Origin of the sequence: Pantoea allii (assembly GCF_002307475.1) — a bacterium.
Classification (GTDB): Bacteria; Pseudomonadota; Gammaproteobacteria; order Enterobacterales; family Enterobacteriaceae; genus Pantoea; species Pantoea allii.
Genome location: NZ_NTMH01000034.1, coordinates 18320 through 35023, shown reverse-complemented (window position 1 = coordinate 35023; position 16704 = coordinate 18320). Strand labels below are relative to the sequence as shown.

At 53.1% G+C, this 16704-nt stretch carries 15 protein-coding genes and 1 tRNA gene; 13 read left to right on the top strand and 3 right to left on the bottom strand.

Annotated features, from left to right (window positions below; genetic code table 11):
- Positions 1 to 97 precede the first annotated feature (97 nt).
- The 4 genes from surE to rpoS all read left to right on the top strand — a co-directional run bounded on the left by surE (position 98) and on the right by rpoS (position 3826).
- Entirely contained in the window at positions 98 to 859 is a 762-nt protein-coding gene (gene surE / locus CMR03_RS13300; RefSeq protein ID WP_063880729.1) for a 5'/3'-nucleotidase SurE, read from the top strand.
- On the top strand, positions 853 to 1479 hold the full coding sequence (locus CMR03_RS13295; protein WP_096011730.1) for a protein-L-isoaspartate(D-aspartate) O-methyltransferase: 627 nt from the start codon (positions 853 to 855) through the stop codon (positions 1477 to 1479). Before surE ends, CMR03_RS13295 begins: the two co-directional genes overlap by 7 nt.
- Before the next feature lie 165 nt (positions 1480 to 1644).
- Positions 1645 to 2781 (top strand): murein hydrolase activator NlpD, encoded by a 1137-nt coding sequence (gene nlpD, locus CMR03_RS13290; RefSeq protein WP_063880727.1) that lies wholly within the window; start codon positions 1645 to 1647, stop codon positions 2779 to 2781.
- Positions 2782 to 2833: 52 nt separating this feature from the next.
- A complete protein-coding gene (gene rpoS / locus CMR03_RS13285) occupies positions 2834 to 3826 on the top strand; it encodes an RNA polymerase sigma factor RpoS (RefSeq protein WP_063880726.1) in 993 nt (330 codons plus the stop codon).
- Positions 3827 to 3898: 72 nt separating this feature from the next.
- On the opposite strand, the gene CMR03_RS13280 is transcribed toward rpoS, so the two are convergent.
- The 3 genes from CMR03_RS13280 to mutS all read right to left on the bottom strand — a co-directional run bounded on the left by CMR03_RS13280 (position 3899) and on the right by mutS (position 7938).
- Positions 3899 to 4639 (bottom strand): 2-phosphosulfolactate phosphatase, encoded by a 741-nt coding sequence (locus tag CMR03_RS13280; RefSeq protein WP_096011729.1) that lies wholly within the window; start codon positions 4637 to 4639, stop codon positions 3899 to 3901.
- Between the two features lie 42 nt (positions 4640 to 4681).
- Positions 4682 to 5158 carry a helix-turn-helix domain-containing protein gene (locus CMR03_RS13275; protein WP_096011728.1) on the bottom strand — a complete coding sequence of 159 codons (477 nt, stop codon included), beginning with the start codon at positions 5156 to 5158 and terminating at the stop codon, positions 4682 to 4684.
- Between the two features lie 218 nt (positions 5159 to 5376).
- Complete coding sequence (gene mutS, locus CMR03_RS13270) at positions 5377 to 7938, bottom strand: DNA mismatch repair protein MutS (RefSeq protein WP_208625026.1); 2562 nt, start codon at positions 7936 to 7938, stop codon at positions 5377 to 5379.
- A gap of 342 nt (positions 7939 to 8280) precedes the next feature.
- Here mutS and mltB point away from each other — a divergent pair, with 342 nt between their 5' ends.
- The 9 genes from mltB (at position 8281) to CMR03_RS13225 (ending at position 16702) form a co-directional block, all read left to right on the top strand.
- Positions 8281 to 9363 carry a lytic murein transglycosylase B gene (mltB, locus tag CMR03_RS13265; protein WP_096011727.1) on the top strand — a complete coding sequence of 361 codons (1083 nt, stop codon included), beginning with the start codon at positions 8281 to 8283 and terminating at the stop codon, positions 9361 to 9363.
- Between the two features lie 75 nt (positions 9364 to 9438).
- A complete protein-coding gene (locus CMR03_RS13260) occupies positions 9439 to 9774 on the top strand; it encodes a zinc ribbon domain-containing protein YjdM (RefSeq protein WP_063881238.1) in 336 nt (111 codons plus the stop codon).
- 191 nt (positions 9775 to 9965) lie between these two features.
- Positions 9966 to 10742 carry a trans-aconitate 2-methyltransferase gene (gene tam, locus CMR03_RS13255; protein ID WP_063880721.1) on the top strand — a complete coding sequence of 259 codons (777 nt, stop codon included), beginning with the start codon at positions 9966 to 9968 and terminating at the stop codon, positions 10740 to 10742.
- Positions 10743 to 10844: 102 nt separating this feature from the next.
- Positions 10845 to 11339 (top strand): nicotinamide-nucleotide amidase, encoded by a 495-nt coding sequence (pncC, locus tag CMR03_RS13250; RefSeq protein ID WP_096011726.1) that lies wholly within the window; start codon positions 10845 to 10847, stop codon positions 11337 to 11339.
- A 95-nt stretch (positions 11340 to 11434) separates the two neighbouring features.
- Positions 11435 to 12505 carry a recombinase RecA gene (recA, locus tag CMR03_RS13245; protein WP_063880719.1) on the top strand — a complete coding sequence of 357 codons (1071 nt, stop codon included), beginning with the start codon at positions 11435 to 11437 and terminating at the stop codon, positions 12503 to 12505.
- 114 nt (positions 12506 to 12619) lie between these two features.
- The gene (locus CMR03_RS13240) at positions 12620 to 13135 is read left to right on the top strand and encodes a regulatory protein RecX (RefSeq protein ID WP_082875219.1); all 516 of its coding nucleotides are present in this window, start codon (positions 12620 to 12622) and stop codon (positions 13133 to 13135) included.
- A 128-nt stretch (positions 13136 to 13263) separates the two neighbouring features.
- Positions 13264 to 15891 carry an alanine--tRNA ligase gene (gene alaS, locus CMR03_RS13235; protein WP_096011725.1) on the top strand — a complete coding sequence of 876 codons (2628 nt, stop codon included), beginning with the start codon at positions 13264 to 13266 and terminating at the stop codon, positions 15889 to 15891.
- Between the two features lie 249 nt (positions 15892 to 16140).
- On the top strand, positions 16141 to 16326 hold the full coding sequence (gene csrA / locus CMR03_RS13230) for a carbon storage regulator CsrA (RefSeq protein ID WP_006120718.1): 186 nt from the start codon (positions 16141 to 16143) through the stop codon (positions 16324 to 16326).
- A gap of 283 nt (positions 16327 to 16609) precedes the next feature.
- Positions 16610 to 16702, top strand: a tRNA-Ser gene (locus tag CMR03_RS13225).
- The last annotated feature ends 2 nt before the right edge of the window (positions 16703 to 16704 follow it).

The window sequence follows — 16704 nt, the reverse complement described above, 5'->3', positions numbered from 1 at the left end:
AGAATGCAACAGTCGCTGTCCACTCTTAACTTGTTGCCATGCCTCAAAACAGGTCCATATAACGGCGGCCCGGTTGAACAGAAAAGGTCAGAATTAAATGCGGATATTGCTCAGCAACGATGATGGTATCCATGCGCCTGGTATTCAGACGCTGGCAAAGGCTTTGCGTCAATTTGCCGAGGTGCAGGTTGTGGCACCGGATCGCAATCGCAGCGGTGCCTCTAACTCATTGACGCTGGAAACCCCATTGCGCACTTTTACCCATGAAAATGGGGATATCGCGGTGCAGATGGGCACGCCCACCGATTGTGTCTATTTGGGTGTGAACGCGCTGATGCAACCCCGGCCAGACATTGTGGTGTCGGGCATTAATGCGGGCCCCAATCTGGGGGATGATGTCATCTATTCCGGTACGGTGGCGGCCGCAATGGAAGGCCGTCATCTTGGATTACCTGCCGTGGCGGTATCGCTACATGGTCATCAGCACTACGCCACCGCCGCGGCGGTAACCTGTGCGATTCTTAAAGCGCTGACGCAACAGCCCTTGCGCACCGGACGTATACTGAATATCAACGTGCCTGACCTGCCGTTGGCGGAAATAAAAGGAATTCGCGTGACGCGCTGCGGCAGCCGTCATCCGGCCGATCAGGTGATTGCACAGACCGATCCACGCGGTAATCCCCTCTACTGGATTGGCCCGCCCGGTGAAAAACTGGATGCCGGCCCCGACACGGACTTTGCCGCGGTGGATGAAGGCTATGTGTCAGTGACCGCTCTCCACGTTGATCTTACTGCTCACAATGCGCAGGACGTTCTCAGCAGTTGGCTCGATAAAGCTGAGGTAAATCTGGCATGGTGAGTCGGCGTATCGAGACATTGCTGTCACAGCTGCGTCAACAGGGCATTGAAGATGAACACCTGTTAAAGGCGATTGCCGATGTACCGCGCGAACGCTTTATTGATGAAGCCTTCGAACATAAAGCCTGGGACAATATGGCGCTGCCGATTGGGTCCGGGCAAACCATCTCTCAGCCCTATATGGTCGCGCGTATGACCGCGTTGCTGGAACTCAGCGAGCGCTCACGCGTGCTGGAGATTGGCACCGGCTCCGGTTATCAGACCGCCATCCTCGCTCATCTGGTTGAACATGTTTACTCGGTAGAACGCATCAAAGGCCTTCAGTGGCAGGCCAAACGTCGTCTGAAACAGCTTGATTTGCACAATGTGTCCACCCGACACGGTGATGGCTGGCAGGGCTGGCCGGCTCGTGGGCCTTTTGATGCGATTATTGTCACTGCCGCGCCGCCTGAGATTCCGATTGCGCTGATAGCACAGCTCGCAGAGGGCGGCATTATGGTGCTGCCCGTCGGCGAAGAGCAGCAGGTCTTAAAGCGTCTCCGCCGCCGTGGTAGTGAGATTACAGAAGAAACCATTGAGCCGGTTCGTTTCGTCCCATTAGTTCAGGGCGATCTGGCCTGATTGTCCTGTTAGCATTTCTTCATAACTGTTTCATGGAATCAGGTAGTTGATATTGCTACTATCCGGTTCATTCAACGAAAATCCAGCGTATAACGTGCCGCACAGTGTATTGTGCTGGTGAGACGAATAAGTCAGTTTTTTAAAGGTTGCCACCACGGGGGATTAATGAGCACGGGAAGCACAATTTTTCAGTTACGCCGTTTGGCGGCGCTTTCACTGGTGAGTTTTTGGCTGGCAGGCTGTAGTTCAGGCGATAATACCCAGGCTCCGATAAGCAATATCGGGGACAGTAACAGCGTTAATGATAATAGTAATATGGCGAGTTCTGGCACTGCGCCAGCGGCTGGCGGTGTGCCCTCAGTGCCACCGCAGGGCGGAATGTTAAGTCGAAGCACGCCGTTGCCACAGAACAATTCCGGAATCATTAGTACCAGTAATAGTAATGTGGGCGCCAGTAACAGTAATGTGCAAACCGAAAACGGCCGAATTGTGTACAACAGGAGTTATCAGAATATTCCTAAAGGTAGCTATTCGGGTCAGACCTACACGGTAAAACGTGGCGATACGCTGTTCTATATCGCCTGGATTACCGGAAATGACTTCCGCGATTTGGCGCAGCGTAACAACGTTCAGGCGCCTTACAGCCTGAATGTTGGGCAGACGTTGCAGGTTGACAATGGCTCAGGCCAGCCGATTACCGGCGGCAATGCCATCACGGCGGCAGATGCAACGCAGAGCGGTGTCGTCAGCGCACCACAAATAAAACAGGCCCCTGTTGCACAGCAGCCTGTTATTACGTATTCTGATGATTCGGGTAACTCGAATGGCAGTAAATTGTTGCCATCGAAGGGAGCAAATGTTGCATCGACGACAGCTCCAGCCGTTACCGCACCGCCGACGGTTAGCAGCACAACTGACAGCTCTACACCTGTAGGAAGCTGGCGTTGGCCGACCGAAGGTAAGATCATCGATAACTTCTCTGCCGCAGAAGGTGGCAATAAAGGGATCGATATCTCAGGTTCGCGCGGACAGCCAATCGTGGCCACTGCTTCAGGAAGGGTGGTGTACGCAGGCAACGCGCTTCGCGGTTACGGTAATTTAATCATCATCAAACATAATGATGATTACCTGAGTGCCTACGCCCATAACGATACAATGCTGGTCCGGGAACAACAGGAAGTTAAGGCTGGGCAAAAAATCGCTACCATGGGTAGCACCGGAACCAGTTCAGTTAGATTACACTTTGAAATTCGTTACAAGGGGAAATCCGTAAACCCGTTGCGTTATTTGCCGCAGCGATAATCCGGCAGAGTCCTCAGGAATCTGCCCTGGAATCACGGGTAGGAGCCACTTAATGAGCCAGAATACGCTGAAAGTAAACGAGTTACATGAGAACGCGGAATTCGAAGAGAATGGAGCAGAAATTTTTGATGAGAAGGCTCTCGTCGAAAATGAATCTGGCGACAATGAAGTAGCTGAAGAAGAGTTGCTGGCGCAGGGTGCGACGCAACGTGTACTCGATGCTACTCAACTCTATCTTGGGGAGATTGGCTATTCTCCATTGCTGACGGCTGAGGAAGAAGTTCTCTTTGCTCGCCGCGCATTACGAGGTGATATCCCTTCTCGTCGCCGCATGATCGAAAGTAACTTACGCCTGGTGGTGAAGATTGCCCGACGTTACAGCAATCGCGGTCTGGCTCTGCTGGACCTGATTGAAGAAGGTAACCTCGGCCTGATTCGCGCCGTTGAGAAGTTTGATCCGGAACGCGGATTCCGCTTCTCAACGTATGCCACCTGGTGGATTCGTCAGACCATTGAACGGGCAATCATGAACCAGACCCGTACAATTCGTCTGCCAATTCACATTGTTAAAGAATTGAACGTTTATCTGCGTACTGCGCGTGAACTTTCTCATAAGCTCGACCATGAGCCGAGTGCGGAAGAGATTGCAGAGCAACTGGATAAGCCTGTTGATGACGTCAGCCGTATGTTGCGTCTCAATGAACGTATTACCTCGGTTGATACACCATTAGGTGGTGATTCCGAGAAAGCGCTGTTGGATATCCTGGCCGATGAAAAAGACAACGGACCAGAAGATACCACTCAGGATGACGATATGAAGCAAAGTATCGTTAAATGGCTGTTCGAACTGAATGCCAAGCAGCGCGAAGTGTTGGCTCGTCGTTTCGGCCTGTTAGGCTATGAAGCGGCAACGCTTGAAGATGTTGGCCGTGAAATCGGTTTAACTCGCGAGCGTGTGCGCCAGATTCAGGTTGAAGGTTTACGCCGTCTGCGTGAAATCCTGCAAGGTCAGGGCCTCAGCATTGAAGCATTGTTCCGTGAGTAAACAGAACTTTGCACGTCAACAGAAAGCGATGGCTAACCCCATCGCTTTTTTTTACCTGTTCTCTCCGTTCCATCAAGATGAGAACGGTCTGCTCTCAAAAAAATCGCCCGTGAGATAACATGCCTGTGTGGCGGTATCCAGCGCCAGGCAAAGTGTCACATCGTCCACAAAACCTCTCTGAATCAACTCTTTCGCCGATGAACAGTCGTGCAGCGATGCAACGTTAATCGCCTGATGATATTGCCATGCCGCGACGGCGGTTTCCGCCTCAGGTGACAGACCGCTGCGGCCCAGCGCGGCAATGATGCCGCCGGCTGCAACATAATCTTCAATGCAGGGACGAAGGCTGCCATCCGGCCAGCGTTCACCACAAGGCACAATCAGAAGATGTTCGAACAGGCGGCAGGCAGCCGCCGTTGCGGACAGATTCCTGAAGCAGCCTGTAAAGATCGGCACGCCCCATTCTCTTGCCCTGAAGCAGGCTGCGGCGCCATTAGGGGAGGGAAGCACCAGCTTTTCACCTTTGCGGACATGCAGCAAGGTATGGGGCGACAGGCTGTAGCCTTCTCCACTGAATCGTCGGTCACTGTTTGCCGCGATTGCCCCCACCGACAGCGCATAGTGGGTAACTGAGTGATCTTTCCAGGGATAGGGATAAACGCGAGCGCCATTTTCAACCGCCAGGCTGACGCAGGTAGAAAAGGACATCACATCAATAATCACCACGGCATCCACTTCTCCGGCGAGATACTCAACGGCGGGAATGCCCCATTCCAGACGGATGTTATATGCCTGCTGACTGTACCAGTGCATGGGTGTTCCTTCAGGTTGTCAGAAAAGCGCTGACCGGTCGGGCTAGTCCTGTTTACGTAATATTTTTTGCAGGCGCTTTTGCTGCCAGCGGTTGATCCACTGTTTGAAAACAAACAGGCGCAGCGCTCTTATCACCAGCACGCTTCCCCAGATGACGGCGACCCAGAGCGACCAGTTGCTACCAGGTTCGGTGACGCGGTTGAGGCAATACAGCATGGTGCACACCACGACCGCGGTGAGCAGTGAACGAAAGAACTGGGTTTCGAGTGCCAGTTGCAGGCGGGCATCAGAAATATGGTCATCCAGAGCTTGCCCGCTTTTCACCGGCGCTTCTGTTGTCAGGTCGGTAACTTTGATTTCAAAGACGGCGGCCAATGCGCTTAGCGTTTCCAGGCTGGGTTGCTCACCGTTTTCAATACGCTGCACGGTTCGGGTGCTGAGTCCGGCCATTTCGGCCAGTTGTTCCTGTGACCAGGCGCGGGCAAGACGATACTCTCTGACTTTATTCAGGTTAGGCATAGTGCAGTCTCCGAAAGAGTGAACAATCGGTAAGAAGCATCGCCGGGACGTGCGGTCAGGAACACGACCGCCGCACGACAGGGACACGACAGCATTATGACACTGCTTTCGCCGGTAACAACAGGCTAAACCATGAACCAGCATGCAGGCCACATGCTGGCGAAAACATCATTCACTGCGGGATAGTTTTATCCGCCCCGGTGAAAGGGCGGAGGGGATCAGACCAGCGACTTAAGGCGATAAATCCAGTCCAGAGCCTGACGTGGCGTCAGCGTATCCGGGTCCAGGGCTTCAAGCGCTTCCATGGCGGGGGAGGTTTCTTCCACCAGCAGAGGCAGTTGCGAACCGTCGATATTTGAGGTGGCTGAGTGATTCGATACCGTTTCCAGCTCTTTCAGCTTATTACGTGCTCGTTTGATGACGTCTTTAGGTACACCGGCCAGCGCTGCAACCGCCAATCCGTAGCTTTTGCTGGCCGCGCCATCCTGCACGCTGTGCATGAATGCGATAGTTTCCCCGTGTTCAACCGCATCCAGATGGACATTCACGACGCCTTCAAGCTTTTCAGGCAAGGTGGTCAGCTCAAAGTAATGGGTTGCAAATAACGTCATGGCTTTAATGCGATTAGCCAGACTCTCTGCACAAGCCCAGGCCAGAGATAACCCATCGTATGTCGAGGTGCCGCGGCCGATTTCATCCATCAGTACCAGGCTGTTTTCAGTCGCGTTATGCAGAATATTGGCCGTTTCTGTCATTTCCACCATGAAGGTGGATCGTCCGGATGCCAGGTCATCTGCTGCGCCAACGCGGGTAAAGATGCGATCCAGCGGGCCGATGACAACGTCTTCAGCTGGTACAAAGCTGCCGATCCACGCCATCAGGGCAATCAATGCCGCCTGACGCATATAAGTACTTTTACCGCCCATGTTCGGGCCAGTAATGATCAGCATTCGGCGCTGGGGTGCTAGGGAGAGCGGGTTGGCAATAAAGGGCTCTTTAAGCACCTGCTCTACCACCGGATGACGACCAGCGGTGATTTTAATGCCGGGTTTATCCTGCAGCGTTGGGCGACAGTAGTTAAGCGTCCAGGCGCGTTCGGCCAGATTACTTAAGACATCCAGTTCCGCCAGCGCAGCGGCACTTAACTGCAGTGCTTCAAGGTGCGGCAGCAACTGATCAAACAGGCCTTCATACAGGCTTTTCTCCAGCGCCAGCGCTTTGCCTTTTGAGGTGAGGACTTTATCTTCGTACTCTTTCAGCTCAGGAATGATGTAGCGTTCGGCGTTTTTTAAGGTCTGACGGCGCACATAGTGGATAGGTACCTGATGGCTTTGACCACGACTGACTTGAATGTAATAGCCATGCACGCCATTAAAGCCCACTTTTAAACTGTCCAGACCGAGTTTTTCACGCTCGCGCACCTCCAGCCGATCCAGGTAATCCGTTGCGCCATCGGCCAGCGCCCGCCACTCATCAAGCTCGGCGTTATAACCCGGCGCAATCACGCCACCGTCTCTTATCAGAACCGGCGGGGATTCGACCACGGACTGCTCCAGCAGGGTGCGGAGTTCGCTAAAGTCGCCCATCTGCGCGCGCAGGTTTTTCAGCTGCGCCGCGTCGACGTTGGCCAGCAGGTCATTCAGCGCCGGTAGCTGTTGAAAAGCATGACGCATGCGCGCCAGATCGCGCGGACGTGCGGTACGCAGCGCCAGGCGTGCCAGGATACGCTCTAAGTCACCTACCTGACGTAATACAGGCTGTAGAGATTCGCTCAGAGGCTGCAGTTCAGCAATCGATTCCTGCCGCTTCGCGATGGTGCTGCTGTCACGTAAGGGCATATGCAGCCAGCGCTTTAACATCCGGCTGCCCATCGGCGTGACGGTTTTATCCAGCACGGCAGCCAGGGTGTTTTCTGTACCGCCCGCAAGATTTTGCGTAATTTCAAGATTACGGCGCGTGGCCGCATCCATAATGATGCTGTCCTGCTGACGCTCCATGCTGAGGGAGCGGATATGGGGCAGGCTGGTGCGCTGGGTATCTTTAACGTACTGCAGCAGGCAACCCGCCGCGCGCAGCCCCAAATGGGCCTGCTCAACGCCAAAACCGTTTAAATCCCGCGTGCCAAACTGCATGTTGAGCTGCTGGCGCGCCGTATCGATTTCAAATTCCCACAGTGGACGGCGACGCAAACCACGACGCTGATCGATAAGCGACATCTCAGAAAAGTCTTCCGGATAAAGCAGTTCGGCAGGATTAGTCCGCTGCAGTTCTGCTGCCATGGTTTCCAGATCGGCGGGTTCACTCAGGCGAAAGCGCCCTGAACTGATATCCAGCGTGGCATAACCATAGCCGCGCGCACCCTGGACAATTGCGGCCAGCAGGTTGTCCTGGCGTTCCTGCAACAGGGCTTCATCACTGATGGTGCCGGGGGTAACAATACGCACAACTTTGCGCTCAACCGGACCTTTACTCAGCGCAGGGTCGCCGATTTGCTCACAAATGGCGACCGATTCACCTAACTGCACCAGTCGGGCCAAATAGTTTTCAACGGCGTGATGCGGCACACCGGCCATAGGGATCGGTTCACCCGCCGAGGCACCGCGTTTGGTCAAGGAAATGTCTAACAGCTGAGAGGCGCGTTTAGCATCGTCATAAAACAGCTCATAGAAATCACCCATGCGATAAAACAGCAGAATGTCAGGGTGCTCAGCCTTGAGGCGTAAGTATTGCTGCATCATTGGCGTGTGGGTGCTCAAGTCCATGTGCGCTGCTTTGTTCATCTCATTCTTACTCAAGGTTGACGCTTCCTTTTCCCGTCACGGTTGACGCTGGGGTTTAACGAGGGAGATATACAGCCGCTATCGTGCTGTACAGACCATGCAGAAATATTACCATTTTACGGCGTCTGCATCATCCGGGTTACCGCAGCGGGTATTGAACTTAGCAAAGCCCGGCCGCCGACTGAATGTTTTTTTTGACCAGAGTTAACGTCATCGAGGCCTTTCACAAAAACAGCCGGACAGATCGTTAAAAATGCGTTTTTTTTACGATCTCGTTTGTATGTATTCGTCCTGAACGATTAACATTAGAATCCCTGGTCTGGCCTGTTATATGGATATCTGATGCGTTTTAAGCTTGCTTTCCTTCCGCTTTTTGTCCTGCTTGCCGCCTGTAGCAGTAAGCCACACTCTTCGCAGCCGCCCGCTGAGCTGGTTGCGCCTAAAGGCGGTTTTTTGCTGGAGCCGTCCCATGCCGTCCAACCGATGTTTGGCGATTTCGCCAGTAATCCTGTCGCAGAACAGTTCATTGATAAAATGGTGGCGAAGCATGGCTTCGATCGCCAGCAACTGCATGCCATTATTGGCCAGGCAAAGCGACTGGACTACGTCTTGCGCTTGATGGATCGTCAGGCGCCTTCGTATACACCGCCAAGTGGGCCTAACGGTGCCTGGATACGTTATCGCAATAAATTTATTACGCCGGATAACGTGCAAAATGGCGTGGCCTTCTGGAACCAATATCAGGATGCGCTACAGCGCGCTCAGCAGGTTTACGGTGTTCCACCCGAGATTATTGTCGGCATTATCGGCGTCGAAACGCGCTGGGGCCGTATCATGGGGAAAACCCGTATTCTGGATGCGCTGGCAACGCTCTCATTTGATTATCCACGCCGTTCTGCTTACTTCAGCGGCGAGCTGGAAACCTTCTTGCTGATGGCGCGTGATGAGAAAGACGATCCGCTCGATCTCAAAGGCTCCTTTGCGGGCGCGATGGGCTACGGTCAGTTTATGCCGTCGTCCTATAAATCCTATGCGGTGGATTTTAACGGTGATGGCCATATCAACTTGTGGGATCCCGTCGATGCGATAGGCAGTGTCGCGCACTATTTCCAGCAGAACGGCTGGCGTCCAGGTGAAAATGTTGCCGTCCCGGCCAGTGGACAGGCGCCCATGCTTGATAACGGTTTTAAAACCCGTTACAGCGTCAGCATGCTGGCTGCATCAGGACTTTCTCCACAGGGATCGCTGGATGGGCATGACGAGGTCAGTCTGCTCAGACTGGATTTAGGCACCAGCTACCAGTACTGGTACGGTCTGCCTAACTTCTACGCCATCACGCGTTACAACAACAGCACACATTACGCGATGACGGTGTGGCAACTGGGTGAGGCGGTCAGCAAGGCGCGCCAGGGATCGCTGTTTTAATTCTACCCTTAGCAACTGTAAGGATATATGATGGCGGCCCTTTATGTCGTGCCGCCTTTATTTTCTGGAGCCGTTATGTCGTTACCTGCTTGCCCCGTTTGCCATGCTGATTACACCTGGCAAGATGCTGAAAATCTTAACTGCCCGTCGTGCGGTCATATCTGGACGCAGGCTGACGGTGACGACAGCGGCCAGGATAGGGTCGTTCGTGATGCCAATGGCAATTTACTCGCCGATGGCGATAGCGTGACGGTGGTTAAGGATCTGAAGGTCAAAGGCAGCTCTTCTGTGCTCAAGATTGGTACCCGCGTCAAGAGCATCCGCCTGGTCGAAGGCGATCACAACATTGATTGCAAGATTGATGGATTTGGCCCGATGAAGCTCAAATCTGAGTTTGTGAAAAAGAACTGATTCTGCCGGGCGCAGGCTGCGCCCGATCTTATTCCCGCCAGCCTGTTCGGGCTCATCTGCTTTTAAACCGCTGACTCTCTTCTTTCGGCCTGCCGTGTTTTTCCACGCATTTTGCTGTCCGGCTGGGCACTTTATCGGTATTTACGCGTCTCATCTTCTGTGAATCGGTAGCCATCAAGAGGAGACGCACTATGCAAGACTGGGATCCGGCGTTGTATCGTAAATTTGAGGCGGAAAGGACACGGCCCGCCCATGAATTACTGGCGAGAATTAAGGTTGAAGATGTCCGGTTTGTCACCGATCTGGGCTGTGGCCCCGGAAACAGCACCGAACTGCTTTACGATGCCTGGCCGCAGGCGCAGGTTATCGGCCTTGATAGTTCAACCGCCATGTTAGCGCAGGCGCGTGAGCGCTTGCCCCAGTGCCAGTTTATTCAGGCGGACATAGGCAGTTGGAAAACCGATATCCCGCAGCAGGTGATTTATGCCAATGCTTCTCTGCAGTGGCTTGGCGATCATCCCGCACTGTTACCGCAGTTAGTTAACCAACTGGCACCGTCGGGCGCGTTAGCGATTCAGATGCCGGATAATCTGGATGAACCTTCACATCAGTTAATGCGTGAGGTGGCGACAGCCGGGCCCTGGCGCGAGAAGATCAGCGCACAGGCTGCAGAACGCAAAAGATTACCCTCAACAGAGCACTATTATGATGTGCTGGCGAAGGCGGGATGTGCCGTGGATATCTGGCGAACCACCTATTACCACGTTATGGACGATGCGCAGGCAATTATCCACTGGCTGAAGGCCACCGGGTTGCGTCCGTTTCTTGCGCCTCTTGACGTGTCTGAACAGGAGCAGTTTCTGGCGGCCTATCACCAGTGCCTGATTACCGCCTATCCAGCGCGCCAGGACGGCAGGGTGCTGCTGGCTTTCCCACGACTGTTTATGGTGGCGACGCGTACAGGCTAAAACTGGACAGTAAACCGCAATTTCTTCACTGGCTGGCCCTGAGCGCTTGAAAAAGAGCGAGGATTGCACCATGTTCAGTCAACGGCGACAGGGAGCAAAAAAATGAATGACCAGCAGTTGCAGGCGCTGAGTGCGCAGATAGGTGAAGCGCTTAAGCAGCGTAACGCCACGGTCACCTGTGCAGAATCTTGCACCGGCGGCTGGATAGCGAAAGTGTTTACTGACGTGAGCGGGAGCTCGGCCTGGTTTGAGCGGGGCTTTGTCACTTACAGTAATGATGCCAAGCAGGAGCTGGTTGGCGTCAGTGCCGCGTCGCTCACGGAATACGGTGCCGTCAGCGAGGCGGTGGTGCGTGAAATGGCGCAGGGAGCCCAGCAGCGGGCACGTGCTGATTACGCCATTTCCGTCAGCGGCATTGCCGGTCCGGATGGCGGCAGTGAAGATAAACCTGTAGGGACGGTCTGGTTTGGCTTTGCGGCACCGGGTGGTGTTGTCATGGCTTTTCGTCAGCAGTTTGACGGCGATCGTGATGCCGTGCGCCGTCAGTCTGTTGGCTGGGCGCTACAAACGTTATCCAGTCAATTTCTGAAAAATTAAACTTGATACTGTATGACTATACAGTATAATTACTCGCAACAGAAAGTGCACAGGCACCATGTGTGCGTGTTTACCCGGCATGATTAGGAGTAGAAATGGCAATTGATGAAAACAAACAGAAGGCTTTAGCTGCCGCGCTCGGCCAGATTGAGAAGCAATTTGGTAAAGGCTCCATCATGCGCTTGGGTGAAGACCGCTCAATGGATGTGGAAACCATCTCGACGGGTTCACTGTCACTGGATATCGCGTTAGGTGCGGGTGGCTTGCCCATGGGCCGTATCGTTGAGATCTACGGACCTGAGGCTTCAGGTAAAACCACGTTGACGCTTCAGGTTATTGCCGCTGCGCAACGTAAAGGCAAAACCTGTGCCTTTATCGATGCCGAGCACGCACTGGATCCGATTTATGCCAAGAAGCTGGGCGTTGATATCGACAACCTGTTGTGTTCGCAGCCGGATACCGGCGAGCAGGCGCTCGAAATTTGTGATGCGCTGGCCCGCTCTGGCGCCGTTGACGTGATTATCGTTGACTCCGTAGCAGCGCTGACGCCAAAAGCCGAAATCGAAGGTGAAATCGGTGACTCACATATGGGCCTGGCGGCACGTATGATGAGCCAGGCAATGCGTAAGCTGGCAGGTAACCTGAAACAGTCAAATACGCTGCTGATCTTCATCAACCAGATTCGTATGAAAATCGGTGTGATGTTTGGTAACCCTGAAACCACTACTGGTGGTAACGCGCTGAAATTCTACGCGTCTGTTCGCCTTGATATTCGCCGCATTGGGGCGATTAAAGAGGGGGATAACGTTGTGGGTAGCGAAACACGCGTTAAGGTCGTTAAGAACAAAATTGCTGCGCCATTTAAGCAAGCCGAGTTCCAGATTATGTACGGTGAAGGTATCAACACCTTCGGTGAACTGGTGGATCTTGGCGTGAAGCACAAGCTGATTGAAAAAGCCGGTGCATGGTACAGCTACAAAGGCGACAAGATTGGTCAGGGCAAGGCAAACGCAGGCAATTTTCTGAAAGAAAACGCGGCGATAGCCGACGAGCTGGATGTGAAACTGCGCGAGATGCTGCTTAACGGTGGCGATCAAAATATCGCAGCAGGCGCTTCAGCCAATGAAGTTGAGAACGCGGCAAGCGAAGCCAACGAAGACTATTAAAGCCTGAGACAGGAGCGGAAAAATCCGCTCCTGTTTGACATTAAAGCCTCACTTGCCTTTCCTCTGTCCCCATCTCCCGCCATACTCTCACTCCGTTTGTAAAAGGTGCGCAGTATGTCTGAACAACCTCAGCCACAAGTCATCTCATTTTCACGCCTGTTGGATCGCGCGATGCGCCTGCTGGGCCAACGTGACCACAGCCGCGAAGAACTTAAACAGAAACTCCAGCTGTCTGCGCAGCGTAGTGCGTGGATAAAACAAAAAGATCCCGAAATCATTACGCCCGAGCTGTTGGAAAAGGTGCTGAACTGGTGCAGTGAAAACGGCTGGTTAAATGATGAGCGCTTTACCGCGCGGTTTATCCAGAGCCGAAGCCGTAAGGGATTTGGCTCCCAACGCATCAGGCTTGAGCTGGCGCAAAAGGGCATCGGCCGCGAGGCGATCGATCTTGCCATGGAAGAGACCGAGATTGACTGGTCGGCCTGTGCGGCTGAACTTGCAGAAAAGAAGTTTGGCCATCCTTTGCCGACTGAATGGAAAGAAAAAGCGAAAGTACAGCGCTTCCTGCATGCTAAAGGCTTCCTGAGTGAAGATATTCAGCAGGTTTTCAGAAATTTTGACGACGAATAGCCGATGTGATTTTACTTCCCCCCGAAGAATATTTATCTTACCCCTTTTGGTTCCTCAAGCTTGCTGCCGTAACGATGCGGCACGCCTGATAAAGAAGGACCTTTCGTTAGCGTGATTCCAGGATATATATGAGCAAGAGCACTGCTGAGATCCGTCAAGCGTTTCTCGACTTTTTCAATAGTAAGGGACATCAGGTTGTAGCAAGCAGCTCCCTGGTGCCTAACAACGATCCGACGTTGCTGTTTACTAACGCCGGCATGAACCAGTTTAAAGACGTGTTTCTCGGTCAGGACAAGCGCGACTACACACGAGCAACGACGTCACAACGTTGCGTACGTGCTGGCGGGAAACACAATGACCTTGAAAACGTCGGCTACACAGCGCGCCATCACACTTTCTTTGAAATGCTGGGCAACTTCAGCTTTGGCGACTACTTCAAAAAGGAAGCTATCGCATTTGCCTGGGAACTCCTGACCGGCGAGCAGTGGTTTAAGCTGCCTAAAGAGCGTTTGTGGGTCACCGTGTATGAAACCGATGACGAAGCTTACGATATCTGGGCCAACGAGATTGGCGTTCCTCGTGAGCGTATTATCCGTATCGGTGATAATAAGGGCAGCGCCTACGCGTCGGATAACTTCTGGCAGATGGGCGATACCGGCCCTTGCGGTCCCTGCAGCGAAATTTTCTACGATCACGGCGATCATATCTGGGGCGGACCGCCAGGCAGCCCTGAAGAGGATGGCGATCGCTACATTGAGATCTGGAATATCGTCTTCATGCAGTTTAACCGTCAGGCTGACGGCACCATGCTGCCATTACCTAAGCCATCGGTTGATACCGGGATGGGGCTGGAACGCATCACGGCGGTGCTGCAACATGTTAATTCGAACTATGAGATCGACCTGTTCCAGAAGTTGATTGAAGCGGTCGCACAGGTTACCGGTGCAACCGACCTGAACAACAAATCGCTGCGCGTTATTGCCGACCATATTCGCTCCTGTGCATTTCTGATCGCTGATGGTGTGATCCCTTCGAATGAAAACCGTGGCTATGTCCTGCGTCGTATCATTCGTCGCGCGGTGCGTCACGGCAATATGCTGGGGGCTAAAGACGCGTTCTTCTACAAGCTGGTTGCGCCACTGGTTGAGGTGATGGGAGCAGCAGGGGAAGAGCTACAGCGGCAACAGGCTCAGGTTGAGAACGTTCTGAAAAGTGAAGAAGAGCAGTTTGCTAAAACGCTTGAGCGTGGCCTGGCGCTTCTGGACGACGAACTGGCGAAACTGCAGGGTGATACGCTGGATGGTGAAACCGTCTTCCGCTTGTACGATACCTTTGGTTTCCCTGCTGATTTGACGGCCGATGTCTGCCGTGAGCGCAATCTCAAAATCGATGAAGCCGGTTTTGAACAGGCGATGGAACAGCAGCGTCAGCGCGCACGTGAAGCCAGTGGCTTTGGCGCCGATTACAGCAATGTCATTCGTATCGACGCGGCCTCATCGTTTAAAGGCTATGACCAACTCGACTTGTCGGCGACCGTTAAGGCACTGTTCGTCGCGGGTGAAGCCGTTGACGCCGTGGCTGCCGGTCAGGATGCAGTGGTTGTACTGGATGAAACCCCTTTTTACGGCGAATCTGGCGGCCAGGTCGGCGACACGGGCGAGCTGAAAGGCAGCAACGCGCTGTTTAGCGTACAGGACACGCAAAAATATGGTCAGGCTATTGGTCATATTGGCAAACTGAGCAGCGGACAATTACGCATTGGTGACCGTCTTGAGGCTGTGGTTGATGAGGCGCGTCGTGCGCGTATTCGTCTGAACCACTCCGCCACTCACCTGCTGCATGCAGCACTGCGTCAGGTTCTGGGTGAACATGTCGCCCAGAAAGGCTCTCTGGTAAACGATAAATACCTGCGTTTTGACTTCTCACACTTTGAGGCCATGAAACCTCAAGAGATTCGTCAGGTCGAAGATATTGTTAACGCCCAGATCCGTCGCAATTTGCCCGTTGAAACCAATGTGATGGATCTTGAGGCGGCAAAAGCCAAGGGCGCGATGGCCCTGTTCGGTGAAAAATACGATCAGCGCGTACGCGTTCTGACCATGGGAGATTTCTCGGTTGAGCTGTGTGGCGGTACGCACGCTGCGCGTACGGGGGATATCGGTCTGTTCCGCATTCAGGCCGAGTCCGGTACAGCCGCAGGGATTCGCCGTATAGAGGCGATAACAGGTGAGGCGGCGCTGGCGCAGGTGTACGCACAGAGTAGCCAACTGCAGGACATTGCCCACCTGGTGAAAGCCAACAGCAGTAACCTGAATGAAAAAGTGCGCGGTCTGGTTGATCATCTGCGTTCGCTGGAGAAAGAGTTACAGCAGTTACGCGATCAGCAGGCAGCGCAGGAAAGTGCACAACTGGGTAATCATGCGGTTGACGTCAAAGGCGTTAAGCTGCTGGTGACTGAGTTGAGCAATACCGATCCGAAAATGTTGAGAACCATGGTGGATGATCTTAAAAACCAACTGGGCTCAGCGATTATCGTGTTGGCTACGGTAGCGGATGGCAAAGTGTCACTGATTGCTGGCGTAACGAAAGATTTAACCGACCGCGTAAAAGCCGGGGAGCTGATTGCCGAACTTGCACCTAAAGTAGGAGGTAAGGGCGGTGGTCGACCGGACATGGCGCAGGCAGGTGGCAGTGATGCTACTGCACTGAAAGGTGCGCTGGCAGGCGTTGAAGGATGGGTTTCGAGCCGTCTGTAATGAAATAAAATAATTCATCGTAGCAAGCGCCAGAACTGATGTTCCGGCGCTTTTTAATACGATGTTAAATTTGCTAGTGACAAAGTCGGGTTGATGTAGCGTATTTCGGCTAAACTATTTATCAGCAGAATGTATTGGCGCGTTGATGTGCAATGGTGTATTTCTCATAGCCTGTGTGCAGCGTTAAGTGATGGATAACGCCGGGAAGCTTCATAAGCCCGACTCTTTTAATCTTTCAAGGAGCAAAGAATGCTTATTCTAACTCGTCGAGTTGGTGAAACCCTCATGATTGGCGATGAGGTGACTGTAACGGTACTGGGTGTCAAAGGTAACCAGGTCCGCATTGGTGTTAACGCACCAAAAGAAGTGTCTGTGCATCGCGAAGAGATCTATCAGCGCATCCAGGCCGAAAAAACGCAACAAACCAACGTTTGACAGATTCAGCGTCTCGCACCTGTGCGAGACGCTACCCTTGTTTCTCTGCCTCTTCGTTTTCTTTTTACTCCTCATCTCCCATTTTTGTTAACTTCATCATCTTTCATTGTTGATTATTCACTCTTTTTGCCGTCATTTTGTCCCAATTGCCTGTCATTTGTGCAAACGGAAAAAACCTTCCGAAAAATTGTTTGACTTATAAGTGCGGGAAAGTAATATGTGCGCCACGCAGTGCCGATGAGCAGAAACAAAGTTCAGAAGCACAGTTCGGAAGAACGCGTAAGGTGAGGTGGCCGAGAGGCTGAAGGCGCTCCCCTGCTAAGGGAGTATACGGTCAAAAGCTGTATCGAGGGTTCGAATCCCTCCCTCACCGCCATT

Bases quoted from the DNA above. Each gene is read 5' to 3' on its own strand.
- pncC (WP_096011726.1), top strand. From the start codon at position 10,845: ATGAATGACCAGCAGTTGCAGGCGCTGAGTGCGCAGATAGGTGAAGCG.
- CMR03_RS13275 (WP_096011728.1), bottom strand. From the start codon at position 5,158: ATGCCTAACCTGAATAAAGTCAGAGAGTATCGTCTTGCCCGCGCCTGG.
- rpoS (WP_063880726.1), top strand. From the start codon at position 2,834: ATGAGCCAGAATACGCTGAAAGTAAACGAGTTACATGAGAACGCGGAA.
- CMR03_RS13260 (WP_063881238.1), top strand. From the start codon at position 9,439: ATGTCGTTACCTGCTTGCCCCGTTTGCCATGCTGATTACACCTGGCAA.
- mutS (WP_208625026.1), bottom strand. From the start codon at position 7,938: ATGAACAAAGCAGCGCACATGGACTTGAGCACCCACACGCCAATGATG.
- surE (WP_063880729.1), top strand. From the start codon at position 98: ATGCGGATATTGCTCAGCAACGATGATGGTATCCATGCGCCTGGTATT.
- CMR03_RS13240 (WP_082875219.1), top strand. From the start codon at position 12,620: ATGTCTGAACAACCTCAGCCACAAGTCATCTCATTTTCACGCCTGTTG.
- CMR03_RS13280 (WP_096011729.1), bottom strand. From the start codon at position 4,639: ATGCACTGGTACAGTCAGCAGGCATATAACATCCGTCTGGAATGGGGC.
- csrA (WP_006120718.1), top strand. From the start codon at position 16,141: ATGCTTATTCTAACTCGTCGAGTTGGTGAAACCCTCATGATTGGCGAT.
- CMR03_RS13295 (WP_096011730.1), top strand. From the start codon at position 853: ATGGTGAGTCGGCGTATCGAGACATTGCTGTCACAGCTGCGTCAACAG.
- alaS (WP_096011725.1), top strand. From the start codon at position 13,264: ATGAGCAAGAGCACTGCTGAGATCCGTCAAGCGTTTCTCGACTTTTTC.
- recA (WP_063880719.1), top strand. From the start codon at position 11,435: ATGGCAATTGATGAAAACAAACAGAAGGCTTTAGCTGCCGCGCTCGGC.
- nlpD (WP_063880727.1), top strand. From the start codon at position 1,645: ATGAGCACGGGAAGCACAATTTTTCAGTTACGCCGTTTGGCGGCGCTT.
- mltB (WP_096011727.1), top strand. From the start codon at position 8,281: ATGCGTTTTAAGCTTGCTTTCCTTCCGCTTTTTGTCCTGCTTGCCGCC.
- tam (WP_063880721.1), top strand. From the start codon at position 9,966: ATGCAAGACTGGGATCCGGCGTTGTATCGTAAATTTGAGGCGGAAAGG.